Source organism: Amycolatopsis sp. NPDC058986, assembly GCF_042741125.1.
Classification (GTDB): Bacteria; Actinomycetota; Actinomycetes; order Mycobacteriales; family Pseudonocardiaceae; genus Amycolatopsis.
Map to the genome: position 1 here is coordinate 53,454 of NZ_JBHYJW010000009.1, position 16,122 is coordinate 69,575.

The window sequence follows — 16,122 nt, forward strand, 5'->3', positions numbered from 1 at the left end:
CTCTGTCACGCAGATCCCCTCGGGCGGGGATGCGGTACCGATCGGACGCCGGAAGCATGCGGGTAGCCGCCCGGCGGCGGCGCGAACCCCATCTCCGCCCGATAAACCTCCTCGCAGCGCCAGCACTGTCGTGCGACGCTGTGCGTGTCGCGCCGACCGTAGTCGTCGTACGCGGCAGGTGCTTGGACATCGCACAGCATCACGACCACCTCACCCGGCACGGGCAAATGGCCGAGCCAGGCCCGGTGCCACACCCCATCGACGATCGGATGCAGGTGGGCCAGGTCGACGTAGATCAGCGCGGTCATCACCGCCGCTCCGGCTGCTCGTCGGGCTCCCGCTCGGCCTGCTCCCGCTCCCTGCGCAGCTTTCGCAGTAGTTCGGGCGGAGTCTCCATCGGCGGCGCGCCGGATGTACGGAAATCGGTCGTCCGTACCGGCTGCCGGTGGTTGTCGGCCATGTCTTCCCCTCCGATTCGCGAGCCTCACGAGTAATCTCGGAACCGCCGACGGTGACTTGAAGGGTTTGGTGGTCCACACAGTGTCCACAAACGGGCCGGCTGTGCCGGGCTCCAGACTGCGGGAGGAGCGTGAAAGCGCGGGCTTCTCGCTGACCGATATGGCGAAGAAGATCAAGTTCTCGAAGTCGCTGCTCGGTATGGTCGAGACGGATCAGCGCACGGCATCACCGGAACTGATCACGGCATACGAGAAGGTGCTGGGAGTCGACATGTGGCGCAAGGACATCACACACAGCAACCTCCTGACCGTCACGAAGGCCGGCCGTGCGAAGTTGCTGGCCGGTGTCGAACGAGGTGAGCCGGGCGCGCTGCGTAACACCCCTACGGCGCACCGCACGGACGTGAGCCTGGGCAATGTCGTCTCGGACAAGGCGGCCGAGTGGTTCCGCAAGTGGGCCGTCGAGGGTGAGACCGCCACGCTCAGGACGAACTCACTGAGTGTCATCGCCAAGCTCCCCGGCAAGCAGAACGCCGATCTGGTGGTCCAGGTGCTGGAGAACGACCCGAAGGTCCGCCGGTTGATCGTGGCCAGTGAAATTTCCCGGCTGACGCAGCTCGACTGGAAGGTCGCGTTGAAGGGTGCCGACGACCCGACGACTATTCCGGAGCCTCGGAAGCTTGCGGCCAAGCTCGCGAAGGGTGCTATCAACCCCAAGGGCACCGAAGCCCGCTGGGCGTGCTCCTACCTGCTGGCGCGGATGGTGCCTGTTCTGGGGCGTTGATCAGCCTTGGTCCCTGCTGGCTGACAGGGCGGCGTCGAGCAGGGCTTCCGCCGCCGTCCTCGCGGGGTCACCGCAGCTCGCGTCGTTGAGGACCATGGCACGGCTGGCGGCGCCGTCGACGAGAACCGCGAGCTGCTCGCCGAGGGTCCGCGGTTCCGCGACGCCGAGCGCGCTCACCAGTTCGGTCAGGCGCGCGGACAGGCGGCGCTTCTGCTCGGCGGCGTAGTCGTGGACGGGGCTGTGCGGGTCGGGGAATTCGGCCGCCGCGTCGACGAACGGGCAGCCCCGGATCGGGCCGTCGGTCTCCGGCACGGTGAACAGCGCGAGAATCCTTTGCCTGGGCGGGAGATCCTCGCGGTCGAGCACATTTTCCAGTGTTCGCCCGGATTCGCCGAGGTACCGGAGGTACTCGACCACCAAGGCGTCCTTGGTGGGGAAGTGCGTGTACAGGGTGCGTTTGGACACCGGGGCGGCGGCCGCGACCTGCTCCATGCCGGTCGGGTTGATCCCGTGGGTCTCGAAGAGCGCGGTGGCCGCGGCGAGAATGCGCTCGCGCCCGCCCCGGCCCCGGCGACGCCGGATCGCTTGCGGCTCACTCACCCCTGAAGTGTACAGGACCGTTTACCTAAGGCGGAGATCGTCTGCTACCGTCTTAGGTACACGGAAACGTCTACTTAAGGAGGAGTGTCCTGATGCTGGCCTCTCTGTCCCAGTACGCCGAGAAGCTGATCCGCGGCAGGCGGGCGGTCCGGTCCTTCCGGCCGGATCCCGTCCCGGACGAGACGGTGCGGGCGATCTTCTCGCTGGCGGGCGCGGCTCCGTCGAACTCCAACACGCAGCCCTGGCGGGCCGAAGTGGTCAGCGGGGCCGCGCGCGACCGGCTGAGCGATGCGCTGCTGGCGGCGCACAAGCACCGACGTCTCTCGGTGGATTTTCCCTACCAGGACGCGCTCTACAACGACGTGCATCAGCTGCGGCGCAAGGGTTTCGGCGAGGCGATGTACGGCGCGCTCGGAATCGGCCGCGACGACAGGGAATCCCGCGAGGCCTACGACGCGGAAAGCCTGCGGTTCTACGGCGCTCCCCATGTCGCGCTGGTGTTCGCACCGTCCAATGCGGACGCCCGGATGACCGCGGACATCGGCATGTACGGCCAGACGCTGCTCCTGGCGATGACGGCCTACGGGGTCGCCAGCTGTCCCCAGGGATTGCTGGGCTTCTACGGCGACACGATCCGCGAGTCGTTGGGAATCCAGGACGGCAAGGTGCTTTTCGGCGTTTCGTTCGGCTACCCGGTCGAATCCGCTCCGGTGAACCAGCTGAAGCTCACCCGCGCGGACCTCGGCGAGACCACGAGGTTCCACGAATAGCCATGACGTGCCGGCGGGGCATGGGCTAGGCTTCGGGTATGCCTCTCGCCCTGCGCCTCGGCCGCGGCTGCCGCCCTCGCGGCTGCCGGGCGCCCGCGCGGCGAGTGCTCGGCCGCCGGGTGCGGTACGCGATCGGCTCCGAACCCGGTCAGGTCAACGGGATGCGATGGCTTCGCCCGCCGCGCGTCGCGTCGGGTGTCCGAGGAAGTTTCTTCTCCTCGTAAACCGGCTTCGAGGGTTTGCCCGCGCATTGTTCGCGGGCGCCCGGAAAATCCGGTCACCTCGCCGCGCGGATACGCACGCCCATGACCACCAGCGGAACCCGGGGCGGGTGCCCCGGGCGGAGGAGCATGCCCGAAAATGCCCAGCGAATTCTTCTTTCCCGCCCCTGAGGGCGAGTTTCCCGGCGCCGAGGGATATTTCGGCGCGTTCGGCGGAAAGTTCGTCCCGGAGGCCCTGACCGCCGCCGTGGACGAGGTCGCCGTCGAGTACGAAAAGGCCAAGGCCGATCCCGCGTTCGTCGCGGAGTTCGAGTATCTGCTCGCGCACTACGCGGGGCGCCCCAGCGCGCTCACCGAGGTGCCCCGTTTCGCGGAGCACGCGGGCGGGGGCCGGATTTTCCTGAAACGCGAGGACCTCAACCACACCGGATCGCACAAGATCACCAACGTGCTCGGCCAGGCGCTGCTGACCAAGCGAATGGGCAAATCACGCGTCATCGCGGAGACCGGCGCCGGCTCGCACGGCGTGGCGGCCGCCACCGCATGCGCCCTCTTCGGTCTCGAATGCACTGTCTACATGGGAGAGATCGACATCCGGCGGCAGGCGCTCAACGTCGCGAGGATGACCATGCTCGGCGCCGAGGTCGTCCCGGTCCGCTCCGGCTCGCGCACACTCAAGGACGCCATCAACGAGACGTTCCGCGATTGGGTGGCCAACACCGAAACCACGCACTACATCTTCGGTACGGTCGCGGGGCCGCATCCGTTCCCGGCCATGATCCGCGACTTCCAGCGCGTCATCGGCGTCGAAACCCGCCGTCAGCTCCTCGAACGGGCGGGACGGCTGCCCGACGCGGCCATCGCGTGTGTCGGCGGCGGCTCGAACGCGATCGGGTTCTTCCATCCTTTGTTGGCCGACGACGTCCGGCTCGTCGGCTGCGAGGCCGCCGGGCACGGCATCGAGACCGGCGAGCACGCGGCCACCCTGACCGCGGGCGAACCCGGCATCCTGCACGGTTCGCGCTCCTACGTCCTGCAGAATGAAGAGGGCCAGATCACCGAGGCCTGCTCGATTTCGGCCGGTCTGGACTACCCCGGCGTCGGGCCCGAACACGCCCACCTGCACGACCTCGGCCGCGGCGAATACCTCCCGGTCACCGACGACGCGGCGATGCGGGCGTTCCGGTTGCTTTCGCGGACCGAAGGCATCATCCCGGCGATCGAAAGCGCGCACGCGCTGGCCGGGGCACTCGAAGTCGGCCGGGAACTGGGCGAGGACGCGCTGATCGTCGTCAACCTCTCCGGGCGCGGAGACAAGGACATGGACACGGCCGCCCGCTACTTCGGGCTGCGGCAGGCGGGGGAGGACTCGAAATGAAGAATTTCGCCGGTGGTAAGCGAAAACTGCTCGGCGACACGCTCGCCGACGCGAAGGCCGAGGGCCGCGCGGCTCTCATCACCTATTTCCCGGCGGGATTCCCGACCGTTGGCGGTGGCACCGAGGCGGTCAAGGCGATGCTCGAATCCGGGGCCGACATCGTCGAAGTCGGTCTGCCGCACAGCGATCCGGTGCTCGACGGGCCGGTCATCCAGACCGCCGACGACATCGCCCTGCGGGGCGGCGTCAAGATCGCCGACGTACTGCGCACCGTCCGCGAGGCGCACGCCGCGACGGGCAAGCCGGTGCTGGTGATGACGTACTGGAATCCCGTCGACCGCTACGGCGTGGAGCGGTTCGCCACCGAACTCGCGGAGGCCGGGGGAGCGGGCTGCATCCTGCCCGATCTGCCGGTCCAGGAGTCCGCGCGGTGGCGGGCACAGGCCGAAAAGCACGACCTGGCCACGATTTTCCTGGTCGCGCCCAGCACCACTGACGCGCGGCTGGCGGAGATCACCGCGGCGGGCTCCGGCTTCGTCTACGCGACTTCCCTGATGGGCGTCACCGGCGCCAGGACGTCGGTCGGTGCGGCCGCGGGCGAGCTGGTCCGGCGCACCAGGGCCACCACCGGGCTCCCGGTCTGTGTCGGCATCGGCGTCGCGAACGGACGGCAGGCCGCCGGGATCGCGGGTTTCGCGGACGGCGTGATCGTCGGCTCCGCCCTCGTCAAGGCGATGCTCGACGCGCCCGGCGAGGCCGAGGGACTCGCGGCCGTCCGCGCGCTCACCGGTGAACTCGCCAAGGGCGTCCGCGGGCTCGTGTGACCGTCACCCGCTGGGGAAGCACGCCGCCTCCCCAGCGGGTCACGGTTTGCCGTCGGCCGGTTCGGGATCTCGTTCCGCCGGGCGCTCGCCGGTCACCTCGAGCGCCGCACGGACGGCGAGCGCGTCGTAACGGGCCCAGCTCTCCGGATCGGTGGCGAGCACACCCGCGGCTTCGGCCGCGGCGAAAACGGCCGCGACACTCCTGAACAGCCGAAAAACTATGAGGTCCCCCAAAATCCTCCCCGGGACCGGTGGGTACGAAACGCCCCCTCGGCGCTTCGTGCCCACGGCCGTGGTCCGGCCTAGCGGTGTGCTTCCTTCTGCCGGTCGTGTGCCCACCCGGCGAGTACCACGCCGACGAGGGTGAGGAGCACGAGCACGATCAGCCGGCCGCCCCAGCCGCCGGGGAGCCAGTCGAGCGCGCCCCACAACGGGGTGACGGCGTGGTCGAGCAGGCTCCGGATGACGGCCTGGGCGAAGACGACGGTCGTCGCCATCCCGAGAATCTGCAGTGCGACGTAGCCGCCCTTGCGCATCGTGGTCCTCCGTTCGGGTCGTCCCGCTGTGGAACGAAGATCAGTCTCGCCGCGCGGGGCGCCCGGCACATCGGTCCCGCGTCGCGAACCGGCTTCGACCAAGGGCGAGGACGGACCCGCGACCCGGGTCGAGCGGTGACCGGTCCCTCGGTCCGCTGCGCCCGCCCCGGCGGATCGACGATGATGAGCCGGTGAAAACCACAGGCGCCGCGCCCCCACTCGGGCCGTGGCAGCACGCGTGGCGGCTGCTCGCGGCCGCGGCGCTGGGCGTGGTGTTCTGGATCCTCGCGGCAGGCGATCTGCCGCCCGGCACGACCGGCCCGGCGCTCACCTGGCTGGCTGTCGGCGACCCGCTGGTGGCGCTCGTCTGCCTGGTGGCACTGCTCTGGCGGCGGCGGTTCCCGGTCACCGTCGCCACGTCGGTCGTCGTGGTGTCGACCGCGTCGAGTCTCGCGGGCGGCGCCGTGCTGCTGGCACTGGGGTCGCTGGCGGCCCGGCGGCGCCCGGTGGAGACCACGGTGCTGGCGGTGACCGCTGTGCTCACCGCACCGCTCACCTACGGCCTCTACCCCCGGCGCGAGGGGCCGGATCCGTTGTGGCTCACGCTTTCGCTGACCGTCCTGATCGTGGGCATCGTGGTGGCGGTGGGCTTCGCGGTCGGAGCGCGGCGGGAGGAAGTGCGCTCGCTGCGGGACCGGGCGGAAAGCGCGGAGCGGGAGCAGGCCGCGCGGGCGGCGGAGACCCGGATGGCGGAGCGGCACCGGATCGCCCGCGAGATGCACGACGTCCTCGCGCACCGCGTCTCGCTGGTCGCCATGCAGGCCGGGGTGCTGGGACACCGCACCGACCTGTCCGCCGAGCAGGTCGCCGTGCTGGCCAGGGGAATCGCCGACGGTTCCCACCAGGCGCTGGAGGAACTGCGCGACGTTCTCGGCGTGCTGCGGGCGAGCCCGGACGGTCCCGAACCGCCGCAGCCCTCGCTCGACGGCGTCCCGGCGCTCGTCGAGGACGCGCGGGCGCTGGGGCTGGACGTCACGTGCACCACGGACGTGCCGGGGAAGCCGCCGGACCTCGTCGCCCGGACCGCCTATCGCGTCATCCAGGAAGGGCTGACCAACGCCGGCAAGCACGCGCCCGGCGCGCGGGTGTGGGTCACCGTCGAGGGAGTGGCGGGCGAGGGGCTGCGGGTGACGGTCCGCGATTCCGGGGCCGCGCGGGCCATCGGCGGGCCGCCCGCCTCCGGGTTCGGGCTGCTCGGCCTCGCGGAGCGGGTCGCGCTGGCCGGCGGCACACTGGACCATCATCCGGTCGCCGAGGGAGGCTTCGTGCTCGGTGCGCGGCTTCCGTGGCCGGTCCGCGCGGGCGAAGGGAATGCGTGAGTGGACACCGAGCGGGAACCGGTGCGGATCGTGCTCGTCGACGACGATCAGCTGGTGCGGATGGCGCTGCGGCTCATCCTCGACGGCGAGCCCGACCTGACCGTCGTCGGCGAGGCGGCCGACGGCGACGCCGCGGTCGCGGTGGTGGGGGACGTGCAGCCCGACGTCGTCCTGATGGACGTGCGGATGCCCGGCCGTGACGGGCTGAGCGCGACCGAGGAGATCCTCGCCCGGCCGCCTGCTCCGCACGTGCTGGTGCTGACCACGTTCGACTCCGACGAGCTGGTGCTCGGCGCGCTGCGCATCGGCGCGCTCGGGTTCGTCCTCAAGGACACCCCGCCGCCCGGGATCCTCGCCGCCGTCCGGGCCGTGGCCGCCGGCGAGCCCGCGCTCTCGCCCGCCGCCACCGCGCGGCTGATCGCCGCGGCCACCGGACCGCGTTCGCCCGACGCGCGCCGGGCCTCCCGCGACGCGGCGCGCCGGAAACTGGCCGCCCTCACCGAACGCGAGCTGCAGACCGCGCGCGCCATCGCCGACGGACTGGCCAACACCGAGATCGCCCGGCGGCTCCACATCAGCGTCGCCACGGTGAAAGCCCATACCAGCGGCCTGTTCGCCAAGCTGGCCGTCGAAAACCGGGTCCAGATCGCGCTTCTGGTCCGCGACGCCGACGACTGACGCTGGTAGCTTCGGCGGGTGTTTCCCGTGGGGGCCGAGGCGACGATCGGCGCGCTGAGCGCGGACCCGCACCCGTTGCTGGCCCGGCTGCGCGCGGCCGAGCCGGTGTCGTGGCTGCCGGCGCTGAACGGCTGGCTCGTCACCCGGCACGATCTGGCGACGCGCGTGATGCGCGACTCCGCGGTGTTCACTGTGGACGATCCGCGGTTCTCCACGGCGAGGGTGGTCGGCCCGTCGATGCTGTCGCTCGACGCCGCCGAGCACGCCCGGCACCGGGCCCCGTTCTCGCGCCAGTTCCGGCCGAAGGAGATCGAGCGGCGGTTCGGGGACTTCGTCCGCGAGGAATGCGATCGCCTGGTCGGTGGTTTCCGCGCCGAGGGCCGTGCGGAACTGCGGCGGGCGCTGGCGGGTCCCTTGGCGGTCGCCGTGGTGGCCGACGCGCTCGGCCTGTACGGCGCGGAGGCCGGTCGGATCCTCGCCTGGTACGACGCCATAGTGTCCACTGTGGACGATCTGTCGGCGGGCAGGAAGCCGGATTCCGGTGGTACGGAGGCCTTCGGCGAACTGCGTGCGCACATCGAAGGTTCGGTGGCCACGCGCGACCCCTCGCTGCTGACGGACGCGGCCGCGGCACTGGAGCTGCCCGAGGTGGTGTCGAACGCGGCGGTGCTGATGTTCGGCGGCATCGAAACGACTGAAGGCATGATCGCCAACGTCCTGGCGCACCTGCTGGGCGATCCCGCGTGGCCGGCCGCGGTCCGGCAGGACCGGGCCCTGATCCCGGCCGCCGTCGAGGAATCACTGCGGCTGGAACCGGCCGCCGCGGTCGTCGACCGGTACGCCACGCGCGACGTCGAACTCGCCGGGGCGCCGATCGCCGCGGGCGACCTCGTCACGGTGTCGCTGACCGCGGCCAACCGGGACCCGGCGGTCTTCGCGGATCCGGACGTCTTCGACCCGCGTCGACCGGACCTGCGCAAACAGCTCGCGTTCGCGCACGGCCCGCACTACTGCCTCGGCGTCGACCTGGCCCGGCTGGAAACCCGGATCGCCGTCGAAACCGTCCTTGACCGGCTTCCCGGCCTCCGGCTGACCGCCCCGGCCGTCCCGGCCGGCCTCGTCTTCCGCAAACCCGCCGCCGTCCACGTGACCTGGGAGAGCTGAAGGACGCTTTCAGTGCATCGAGTGCACTAAAGGCGTCCTTCAGCGTCAGGAGGCGATGCCCCGGCGCGCGATGACCTTCGTGATCTTCGCCCGGACGAGCGACTCCTCGGGGACGGCGTTGCGCTTGCCGTACGCCTCGGCCTTGTCCTCGCCCATGTAGCGGCCGCCGAGCCGGGTGGCCCAGTCGAGCATCTCGGGCAGGTCGTGGGTCAGCCTCGCCTCGGCGGTGAACTGGACGTAGGAGTAGGGCGGCCGCTGGTCGTCGACGCACAGCGAGATGCGCGGGTCACGGCGGATCGCCTTGCCCTTCAAGGTGTCCGTGCCGGTGGTGAACACCAGCTCGTCCCCGTCCGGGGTCGCGTCCAGCAGGAACCAGACCGGCGTGACGATCGGCGCGCCGTTCGCGCGCACCACCGCGAGCATGCCCGTGCGGGTCCCCCCGGTCGCGAACTCCCACCACTCGTCCCTGGTCATCTCGTGCATGCCCCCGACCCTAGGGGGTCACCCGTGCGTGCGCCCGCGGGAGGCCGACTAGCCTGGCCTGCTGTGCGAGACGACGAACTGATGGCCGCGGGGCTGGCCGACGAGGGCCTCACCCGCAGGCTGAAGGCGCTCGCCTGCACCGCGCCGCTGCACGACCTCGACGCGCGCAAGGCGAAGCTGGACTGGGCCGACGCCACGATCTACCAGATGGCCGAGATCGCGCTGCACACGATCGACCAGGTCACCATCGCGATGGACTTCGACACCGGCGCCGGGCACGACGAGGTCATCGACCGGCTGCTGCCGTTCATCGCGCTGCAGGCGCCCTCGCGGATGCCCGAGGAACACGTCCGGGTGGCCAAGTGGGTGCTCGACAACATGATCAACGTCGGCACCACCGACCGCGGCTTCCGGCGCGTCTACGGCTCGATCGGGCCCGGCGGCTACCAGCGCCGTCAGTTCGACTTCAAGCTGCTGGTCGAGCTGGCCGCCCCGGACGGCGAGGTCTACCTGCGCGCCACCGACGAGGCGATCAACGTCCTGGTCGGCGCGCTGGACACGGACGTCGAATCGGCGCAGATCGCGGCCGAGGTCAAACTGGAGAACCTGATCAACCGCGGCCGCCTCGCCGACGCCAAGCTTGCCGCCGAGCAGGCCCGCTACCGGACGGTCCAGTACGGCGAGACGCTGCGCGCGAAACTGGACGCGACGCGCCGCGACGTCCGGGCCGTCGACTGGGAGCGCGAGGTCCCCGAGCTGCTGGACAACGCGCTGAGCCACATCGAATCCCGCTTCCGCGCGGAGAACGCGATCCTCCGGAACATCACCACCGCGCGCGACGAGACCGAGGACCTCGACCGCAAGCGCCGCGCGGCCGAGCTCGTCGACATCGTGAGCGACTGCATCCGGCGGCACACCCGCCTCCAGTCGCGGCTGGCCGACGCGGGCGCGGTGTTCCGCGCCGAACAGGACCGCCAGCAGTTCTCCGGCCCGCCGCAGCGGGCCACGCTCGACCTGTTCGGCCAGCTGCTCGTGCCCACCCTCGGCCTGCCGCTGGCCGACGCGGTGACCCCGGCCGAGTCGTTCTTCCACGCCGCCGCCGGGATCATCGCGCCGACCGTGCCGTCGCTGTCCGCGCTGGTGTCGCTGCTGCTGCGGCCGGCTCCGGAACGCGAGCAGCTCGTCGGCGAGATCCCCGAACCCGAGCTGATGCCCGCCGAGGACACGGATCGTTTCGGCGACGAGATCTGGCGCCGCGCCGACGAACTGCTCGACCTGCCCGAGGTGCCGCGGCGGCTGTCCGGCCTGCTGGAGGAGGCCCGCCGGATCGACCCGGCGCTGCCGTCGCTGGTCGCGCTGCGCGCCCTGCACGCCTACAGTCCCGAGGTCGGCGCCGCGCGGCGGCAGGGGGAGCGCCAGGTGCTGCTCGCCGTCGACGACGGCACGCTGCTCGACGATCCGGACTTCGGCGGCGCCGATCTGCTGCTGTCCACCGCGCAGCTCGACCGCGCCGACGACGAACCCGACAACGAGGAGGTCGCCTGATGGCCGTGTCCCACAGCAGCGTGGACGCCGAGGCCGCCGCCCGGCTGGTCGCCTACGGCATGCGGCCCAAGCAGCTGCCCGCGCGCGACGTCGTGTACGGCGAACTCGTGCGCCGTTACGCCGAGGACAACGCGTTCAAGGCGCTGACGCACGCGGTCGCGGCCGGGCTCGGGCTGATGGTGCTGGAGGTCAACCACCAGGCGGGCGCCGTGCTGGCCGCCACCGACGAGTCGGTGTTCGAGATCCGCATGGACAGCTACGCGCGGCAGAGCAAGATCCGCGAGCGCCGCGAGACCGAAAAGGTCCTGCACGGGCTCATCCACCTGGCCACCGCCGCGCTCGGCTACCCGCGCCCGGACGACCTCGCCAACGACACCTACATCGGCCGGGTCAGCGTCGAGCAGGTGGACGCGATGGTCCGCGAGGCCGCGCGCATGCTCGACGAGCGCGCCGCGGAGGCCGAGGCGAACAACGACCCCCTGGCCGACGCGCCGGAGCTGGAGCAGGCGTGGCGGGCCTACGCGCGACGGCCCGCCGCCGCGGCCACCAAGGACGGCAGGCTCGCCGCCGACACCACCCGCGGCATGGTCTCCCGCGCGCTGCGTTTCCTTGCCGACCAAGGGTTCCTGGTGCCGGTGAGCGACGAGCAGGGCGGCACCTACCGGACCACGCCGCGCTACCAGATCCAGGTCCGCGAACTGGCCGCCGACGCGGCCTTCGACGACCTGCTGGCGCTGAACGTCGTCGCGGTCGCCAACGACGGGGGCACGCTGCGCGCGGCCGCCTCCGACACGCTGTAACCAAGAGGGGACACGGATGTACGAGCTTTCGCGGGTCCGCCTGCACTCGGTGGGCCCGGCGGGCGCCCGCTATCAGGACGTCGTGCTCGACTTCAGCGGTGCCGGCGCGAAGATCACCGCGCCCCAGCAGGACGCGTTGTTCAGCGCCGGGATCCACGCGGGCGCGGGCGAGGTGCGCCGCCCGTCGCCCGCCAGCGTGCTGTTCCTGGAGAACGGCGGCGGGAAGTCGGTGCTGATCAAGCTGATCTTCTCGGTCATGCTGCCCGGCCGCCGCCAGGTGGTGGGCACGACGAACACCAAGGTGCTGGAGAAGTTCGTCGGCGGCAAGGACGTCTCGCACGTCGTCCTGGAATGGCTGCACGTCGAAACCGGGCAGCGGATCATCACCGGCAAGGCCTCGGAATGGCGCGGGCACGTCGTTTCCGCGGACTCCGAGAACCTGATCGACTCCTGGTACTGCTTCCGCCCGACCGCCAGCCTCGACCTCGATTCGCTGCCGCTGATCGAGGACGGCCGGTACCTCACGATGTCGGCCTTCCACGGCAGGCTCAACGACGTCTTCGCCGCCGAGCCGGAGCTGGAGCTGTTCTGGACGCGGCGGCACCACGAGTGGACCGGCAGGCTCGACGGGATCGGGTTGGACACCGAGCTGTTCCGCTACCAGCGCGCGATGAACGCGGGCGAGGGCGAGGCGGCCGACGCGTTCGCCTTCTCCACCGACGAGGCGTTCATCGAGTTCCTGCTGAAGGCGGTGCTTTCCGAGGACGAGCCGAAGGATCTCGCCGAGGTCGTCGCGACCTACGCGCACAACCTCGCGCAGCGCGGGGACCTCATGGCGGAACGCGATTTCGTCGCCGGGGCGCTGGATCTGCTCGGCCCGCTCGCCGAGGAGGAGGGCGTCGCCGCGGCGTCGCGGAAGATCGCGACCGCCGCCAAGGCCGAGATGCAGGAGCTGGCCGGTCAGGTCGTCGCGCGCAACGAATTGGAGAACGCGCGTCTGGGAGGGCTCGAGGAGCACGTCGCCGAGATCGCGTCTTCGGAGAAGCTCGCCGAAGGAGACCACCGGCGGCTGGCCGCGGCGGTCACCGAGCTGCGTCGCCAGGTCGCGGTGCTGCGGCTGGACGAGGCGCAGGAAGCCCGCAAACGCGTCGACGCCGAACTGACCGAGGCGAAAACCGCGGCCGAGGCCTGGCGCGAGACGGCGACCGTGCTCAACCAGCTCGGCGCCGCGCGCAAGGCCCGCGATCTGCGTGAGCTGGTCGGCAACCGGGAGCAGAAGGCCCAGCCCGCGCTGGTCGCGCGCAACGCGGCCGCCTCCGCGCTCGCACGCGGGCTGCTCGCGCTGGTCAAGGACGCGCAGCGGCAGGCGGACAAGGCCGAGGCACACGCCGGGGCGTTGCGAGCCGAGGCGGAGAAGGCACAGACCGAACGCGACGAGGCGGCGAACCTCGCCGCCTCGCGCCGGGCCGAGGCACGCGGGCTGACGACGCGGATCGCCGAACTGCGCGAGGAGATCACCGAAGCGGTCCGTGCCGGGCTGCTGGCCGCGGGCGCCGACGTCGGCGAAGCGGCTCGCACGGCACGTTCGGCGGCCGACGCCGCGTCCGCCGAGTTCACCCGCCGCGAGTCCGAATTGGACCGTGTCGGCGAGGAAGTCCAAGCGGCGCAACGGACCGTGAACGAGGCGCATCAGCTCGCCGGGTCCACACAGGACAGGTTCGAGCGGGCGACCGAGGAACTGGACCGGGCACACCGGCGCACCGACTCGCTCGCCGCGGAGGCTCGCCTGATCGAGCTGCTCGGCGCCGAGGACATCGTGCTGGAGAACGATCTCCCGGTGCTGCAGGAGCGGCTGCGGGAGGCGAGCGCGGCGGTCGAGAAGGAACAGACCGCGCTGCGCATGGAGGAGTCGGCCGACGAGCGGGCGCTCGCCGCGCTCGGCTCCGGCGGCCTGCTGCCGCCGCCCGAGGACGTCCAGGCCGCGCTGGAAGCGCTGGAGGAGGCCGGGATCACCGCGTGGTCCGGCTGGCGCTATCTGTCCCGTTTGGACACCGCACGCCGCGCCGAGGTGCTGGAAACCCTGCCACAGCTGGTTTCCGGTGTCCTGCTCAACGACGTCGCGCATCTGGAGCGGGCCCGCGAGGTGCTCACCGCGCGACGGCTGCTGCCGAGCGCGATCATCGCCGTCGGCACCACGGAAACCGTGTATGCGGAAGGACTTTCCGCGGCCACCGGCGTCGAGTTCCTGGTGCCGCCGAATCCGGCGATGTACGACGAGGAGGCCGCCGACGCCGAACGCGAGGCGATCGCGCTGAGGCAGGCCGAACGCCAGCGGCGGCTGGAGCGGCTCTCGGAGTCGCTCGCCACCGACGGCGCGTTGTCGTGGAAGCTCACGACGTGGCGCGAGGACTACCCGCCGGGCGCTATCGCGACGCTGGCCGAACAGGCACAGACCGCCCGCACCGCACGCGAAACCGCGCGGACCGCACTGGAGCAGGCCGACGCGGAACTGGCGCGGCTCAAGGAAAAAGCGGCGTCGCTGCGCGAGAAGGTTCCCGCGCTGCGGTCGGCGCTGGCCGAGACCGAGGAGAAGGCCCGCAAGCTCGGCGAACTCGCCACGCGGACCGCGCGGATCCCGGAGTGGACCGAGGACTTCGAGCGCGCGACCGAGATCGCCGAGCGCGCCGACGAAACCGCGTCCGAAGCCGCCGGAAAGGCCGCGCGGCTGCGGGAACAGGCCGCGGAGGAGCAGCGCACCGCCGACGGGCACCGCCGCACGGTGAGCACCGCGAAGGGCGAACTCGCCGAGGTCCCCGGCGCGGGCGAGGTGTCGGAGGACGACCCGGCGCCGGACGAGCCCGTGGACGCGCTGCGGCGGACGTTCGCGTCGGCCTCGGAGGCGTACGGGAAGGTCGAGGTCGGCAGCGATCTACGGGCCGAGCTGGACCAGGCCGAAAGCGCCGAAGCCGCCGCCGGTGCCGCGGTCGAGGCGCTGGACGACGCCGTCCGCGCCCGGGCCGCCGAACTGCTGGAAACCCCGGACGGCTCGGACGCCTCCGCCCGCGCGGCGGCGCTGGCGCGCGCGAAGCGGGTCGTGGCGGCGTTGGAGGACGAACGCACCGAGGCGATCGGGCTCGTCTCGACGCGCAAGGCCGAGCTGGACCAGTTCCCGTCGCAGCCGAGCGCGGCGGGGGAGCGGCCGCGCGACATCGAGCACGGCCTCGAACTCATCGACGCGGCGGGGCTCGAAGCCTCGGCGGCCGCGCGGAAGTGGGAGGAACTGCAGGAGCGGCGGGCCGCGGCCGAGGCGACGCTGGAATCGGCGAAGGCGTCGGCGTCCGGGTTCGCCCTGCTCGCCGAATCGATGGCGCACCTGGTCACCTCCGACGGCGAGGCCGCCGCCTACGACGGCGACGTCGATTCCGCGCGGGCGCGGCACACCAGGCTGCACACCGCGTTCACCGACGCGCAGGACGCCGCCGACGCCGGGGACCGCAGGGTGCGCGCGGCGGCCGACCAGCTGGCGCAGTACGCGACCGAGAAGCGGTTCGAGAAACTCAGCACGCCGGTGCGGCAGCAGGTGATCTCGGTCAAACGCGACCAGCTGCCCGCGCACGCCGCCGAATGGGCCGAAGCGCTGCGGCCCCGGCTGCGCACGCTGACCGACGACCTCGCGCAGATCGACCGGCACCGCGGCGGGATCATCACGCGGCTGCAGGGCATGGTCGACGGCGCGCTGCGGACGCTGCGGTCCGCGCAGCGCGTCTCGCGGCTCCCGGACGGGCTCGGCGACTGGTCGGGTCAGGAATTCCTGCGGATCCGGTTCACCGAACTCGAGGACAACGCGCTGGCCGAGAAGCTCGGCGAAGTCGTCGACGAGGCCGCCGCGGGCAAGACCGCCGACGGCCGCGACGTCAAACGCGACGGGCTTTCCCTTGTCCTGCGCGGAGTCCGGGCCGCGGCGCCGAAGGGCTTCCGGGTCGACATGCTCAAGCCCGACTCGGTGCTGCGGACCGAACGCCAGCGTGTTTCGGAGATCCGCGACGTGTTCTCCGGCGGCCAGCAGCTGACCGCCGCGATCATCCTGTACTGCACGCTCGCGGCGCTGCGGGCCAACAACCGGGGCAAGGTGCGGAACCGGCATTCGGGCGTGCTGTTCCTGGACAACCCGATCGGCCGCGCGTCGGCGGGCTACCTGCTGGAGCTGCAGCGCGCGGTCGCCGAGGCGCTGGGCGTGCAGCTGATCTACACGACGGGTCTGTTCGACGCGGGCGCGCTGGCGGAGTTCCCGCTGATCGTGCGGCTGCGCAACGACGCCGACCTGCGCGCGGGCCGCAAGTACCTCTCGGTGGACGCGACCATCCGCAACCCGCTCGACGACCTGGGCGATCCCGACGGCGTCGCGCGCTTGTCCGCCACCCGCTTGTTCTCGCGGCCATCGGGGGACCAGGATGAGGCCGACCAGGACGTGGAGGTCGCGCGGCAGGCGTGAGGACGGGGGC

General features: G+C 71.6%; 17 protein-coding genes. 11 read left to right on the plus strand and 6 right to left on the minus strand.

The window, feature by feature from the left end; all coding sequences use genetic code 11:
* Positions 1-5: 5 nt before the first annotated feature.
* Together ACFW0G_RS11010 and ACFW0G_RS11015 are read right to left on the minus strand one after the other, a co-directional pair.
* Positions 6-308, minus strand: coding sequence for a hypothetical protein (locus ACFW0G_RS11010; RefSeq protein ID WP_378324805.1), 303 nt, complete (start codon positions 306-308; stop codon positions 6-8).
* The gene (locus ACFW0G_RS11015; protein WP_378324969.1) at positions 308-460 is read right to left on the minus strand and encodes a hypothetical protein; all 153 of its coding nucleotides are present in this window, start codon (positions 458-460) and stop codon (positions 308-310) included. Before ACFW0G_RS11015 ends, ACFW0G_RS11010 begins: the two co-directional genes overlap by 1 nt.
* Here ACFW0G_RS11015 and ACFW0G_RS11020 point away from each other — a divergent pair.
* A complete protein-coding gene (locus ACFW0G_RS11020; protein WP_378324806.1) occupies positions 412-1,242 on the plus strand; it encodes a multiprotein-bridging factor 1 family protein in 831 nt (276 codons plus the stop codon). The genes ACFW0G_RS11015 and ACFW0G_RS11020 overlap by 49 nt on opposite strands.
* Here ACFW0G_RS11020 and ACFW0G_RS11025 read toward each other — a convergent pair whose 3' ends face one another.
* Complete coding sequence (locus tag ACFW0G_RS11025; RefSeq protein ID WP_378324808.1) at positions 1,243-1,842, minus strand: TetR/AcrR family transcriptional regulator; 600 nt, start codon at positions 1,840-1,842, stop codon at positions 1,243-1,245.
* A 92-nt stretch (positions 1,843-1,934) separates the two neighbouring features.
* Here ACFW0G_RS11025 and ACFW0G_RS11030 point away from each other — a divergent pair, with 92 nt between their 5' ends.
* From ACFW0G_RS11030 to trpA, 4 genes are all read left to right on the plus strand, one after another.
* Positions 1,935-2,612, plus strand: coding sequence for a nitroreductase (locus ACFW0G_RS11030; RefSeq protein ID WP_378324809.1), 678 nt, complete (start codon positions 1,935-1,937; stop codon positions 2,610-2,612).
* 38 nt (positions 2,613-2,650) lie between these two features.
* On the plus strand, positions 2,651-2,836 hold the full coding sequence (trpM, locus tag ACFW0G_RS11035) for a tryptophan biosynthesis modulator TrpM (protein ID WP_378324810.1): 186 nt from the start codon (positions 2,651-2,653) through the stop codon (positions 2,834-2,836).
* 136 nt (positions 2,837-2,972) lie between these two features.
* Positions 2,973-4,211, plus strand: a complete 1,239-nt coding sequence (gene trpB, locus ACFW0G_RS11040) for a tryptophan synthase subunit beta (protein ID WP_378324812.1) — start codon at positions 2,973-2,975, stop codon at positions 4,209-4,211.
* Positions 4,208-5,035 carry a tryptophan synthase subunit alpha gene (trpA, locus tag ACFW0G_RS11045; protein WP_378324813.1) on the plus strand — a complete coding sequence of 276 codons (828 nt, stop codon included), beginning with the start codon at positions 4,208-4,210 and terminating at the stop codon, positions 5,033-5,035. The genes trpB and trpA overlap by 4 nt, the downstream gene beginning before the upstream one ends.
* A gap of 39 nt (positions 5,036-5,074) precedes the next feature.
* Here trpA and ACFW0G_RS11050 read toward each other — a convergent pair whose 3' ends face one another.
* The gene (locus ACFW0G_RS11050) at positions 5,075-5,269 is read right to left on the minus strand and encodes a hypothetical protein (RefSeq protein WP_378324815.1); all 195 of its coding nucleotides are present in this window, start codon (positions 5,267-5,269) and stop codon (positions 5,075-5,077) included.
* A gap of 68 nt (positions 5,270-5,337) precedes the next feature.
* On the minus strand, positions 5,338-5,571 hold the full coding sequence (locus ACFW0G_RS11055; RefSeq protein WP_378324816.1) for a hypothetical protein: 234 nt from the start codon (positions 5,569-5,571) through the stop codon (positions 5,338-5,340).
* Between the two features lie 191 nt (positions 5,572-5,762).
* On the opposite strand from ACFW0G_RS11055, the gene ACFW0G_RS11060 reads away from it, so the two are divergent.
* Genes ACFW0G_RS11060 through ACFW0G_RS11070 form a run of 3 tightly spaced genes read left to right on the plus strand, consistent with a single transcriptional unit; the run spans position 5,763 to position 8,792 of the window.
* Positions 5,763-6,950 (plus strand): sensor histidine kinase, encoded by a 1,188-nt coding sequence (locus ACFW0G_RS11060; RefSeq protein WP_378324817.1) that lies wholly within the window; start codon positions 5,763-5,765, stop codon positions 6,948-6,950.
* The gene (locus ACFW0G_RS11065) at positions 6,951-7,628 is read left to right on the plus strand and encodes a response regulator (protein ID WP_378324818.1); all 678 of its coding nucleotides are present in this window, start codon (positions 6,951-6,953) and stop codon (positions 7,626-7,628) included.
* 18 nt (positions 7,629-7,646) lie between these two features.
* Positions 7,647-8,792 (plus strand): cytochrome P450, encoded by a 1,146-nt coding sequence (locus ACFW0G_RS11070; protein WP_378324820.1) that lies wholly within the window; start codon positions 7,647-7,649, stop codon positions 8,790-8,792.
* A gap of 45 nt (positions 8,793-8,837) precedes the next feature.
* Here ACFW0G_RS11070 and ACFW0G_RS11075 read toward each other — a convergent pair whose 3' ends face one another.
* Positions 8,838-9,275 carry a PPOX class F420-dependent oxidoreductase gene (locus tag ACFW0G_RS11075; protein WP_378324822.1) on the minus strand — a complete coding sequence of 146 codons (438 nt, stop codon included), beginning with the start codon at positions 9,273-9,275 and terminating at the stop codon, positions 8,838-8,840.
* A gap of 81 nt (positions 9,276-9,356) precedes the next feature.
* Between ACFW0G_RS11075 and ACFW0G_RS11080 the strand changes: the two genes are divergently transcribed.
* From ACFW0G_RS11080 to ACFW0G_RS11090, 3 genes are read left to right on the plus strand one after another with little or no spacing between them, the layout of a single operon-like run.
* The gene (locus tag ACFW0G_RS11080; RefSeq protein WP_378324963.1) at positions 9,357-10,820 is read left to right on the plus strand and encodes a hypothetical protein; all 1,464 of its coding nucleotides are present in this window, start codon (positions 9,357-9,359) and stop codon (positions 10,818-10,820) included.
* Complete coding sequence (locus ACFW0G_RS11085; RefSeq protein WP_378324824.1) at positions 10,820-11,620, plus strand: hypothetical protein; 801 nt, start codon at positions 10,820-10,822, stop codon at positions 11,618-11,620. Before ACFW0G_RS11080 ends, ACFW0G_RS11085 begins: the two co-directional genes overlap by 1 nt.
* 16 nt (positions 11,621-11,636) lie before the next feature.
* Positions 11,637-16,112 carry a hypothetical protein gene (locus tag ACFW0G_RS11090; protein ID WP_378324825.1) on the plus strand — a complete coding sequence of 1,492 codons (4,476 nt, stop codon included), beginning with the start codon at positions 11,637-11,639 and terminating at the stop codon, positions 16,110-16,112.
* Positions 16,113-16,122: the final 10 nt, after the last annotated feature.

Bases quoted from the DNA above. Each gene is read 5' to 3' on its own strand.
- ACFW0G_RS11080 (WP_378324963.1), top strand. From the start codon at position 9,357: ATGGCCGCGGGGCTGGCCGACGAGGGCCTCACCCGCAGGCTGAAGGCG.
- ACFW0G_RS11015 (WP_378324969.1), bottom strand. From the start codon at position 460: ATGGCCGACAACCACCGGCAGCCGGTACGGACGACCGATTTCCGTACA.
- ACFW0G_RS11010 (WP_378324805.1), bottom strand. From the start codon at position 308: ATGACCGCGCTGATCTACGTCGACCTGGCCCACCTGCATCCGATCGTC.
- trpM (WP_378324810.1), top strand. From the start codon at position 2,651: ATGCCTCTCGCCCTGCGCCTCGGCCGCGGCTGCCGCCCTCGCGGCTGC.
- ACFW0G_RS11030 (WP_378324809.1), top strand. From the start codon at position 1,935: ATGCTGGCCTCTCTGTCCCAGTACGCCGAGAAGCTGATCCGCGGCAGG.
- ACFW0G_RS11055 (WP_378324816.1), bottom strand. From the start codon at position 5,571: ATGCGCAAGGGCGGCTACGTCGCACTGCAGATTCTCGGGATGGCGACG.
- trpB (WP_378324812.1), top strand. From the start codon at position 2,973: ATGCCCAGCGAATTCTTCTTTCCCGCCCCTGAGGGCGAGTTTCCCGGC.
- ACFW0G_RS11090 (WP_378324825.1), top strand. From the start codon at position 11,637: ATGTACGAGCTTTCGCGGGTCCGCCTGCACTCGGTGGGCCCGGCGGGC.
- ACFW0G_RS11085 (WP_378324824.1), top strand. From the start codon at position 10,820: ATGGCCGTGTCCCACAGCAGCGTGGACGCCGAGGCCGCCGCCCGGCTG.
- ACFW0G_RS11075 (WP_378324822.1), bottom strand. From the start codon at position 9,275: ATGCACGAGATGACCAGGGACGAGTGGTGGGAGTTCGCGACCGGGGGG.
- ACFW0G_RS11020 (WP_378324806.1), top strand. From the start codon at position 412: ATGTACGGAAATCGGTCGTCCGTACCGGCTGCCGGTGGTTGTCGGCCA.
- trpA (WP_378324813.1), top strand. From the start codon at position 4,208: ATGAAGAATTTCGCCGGTGGTAAGCGAAAACTGCTCGGCGACACGCTC.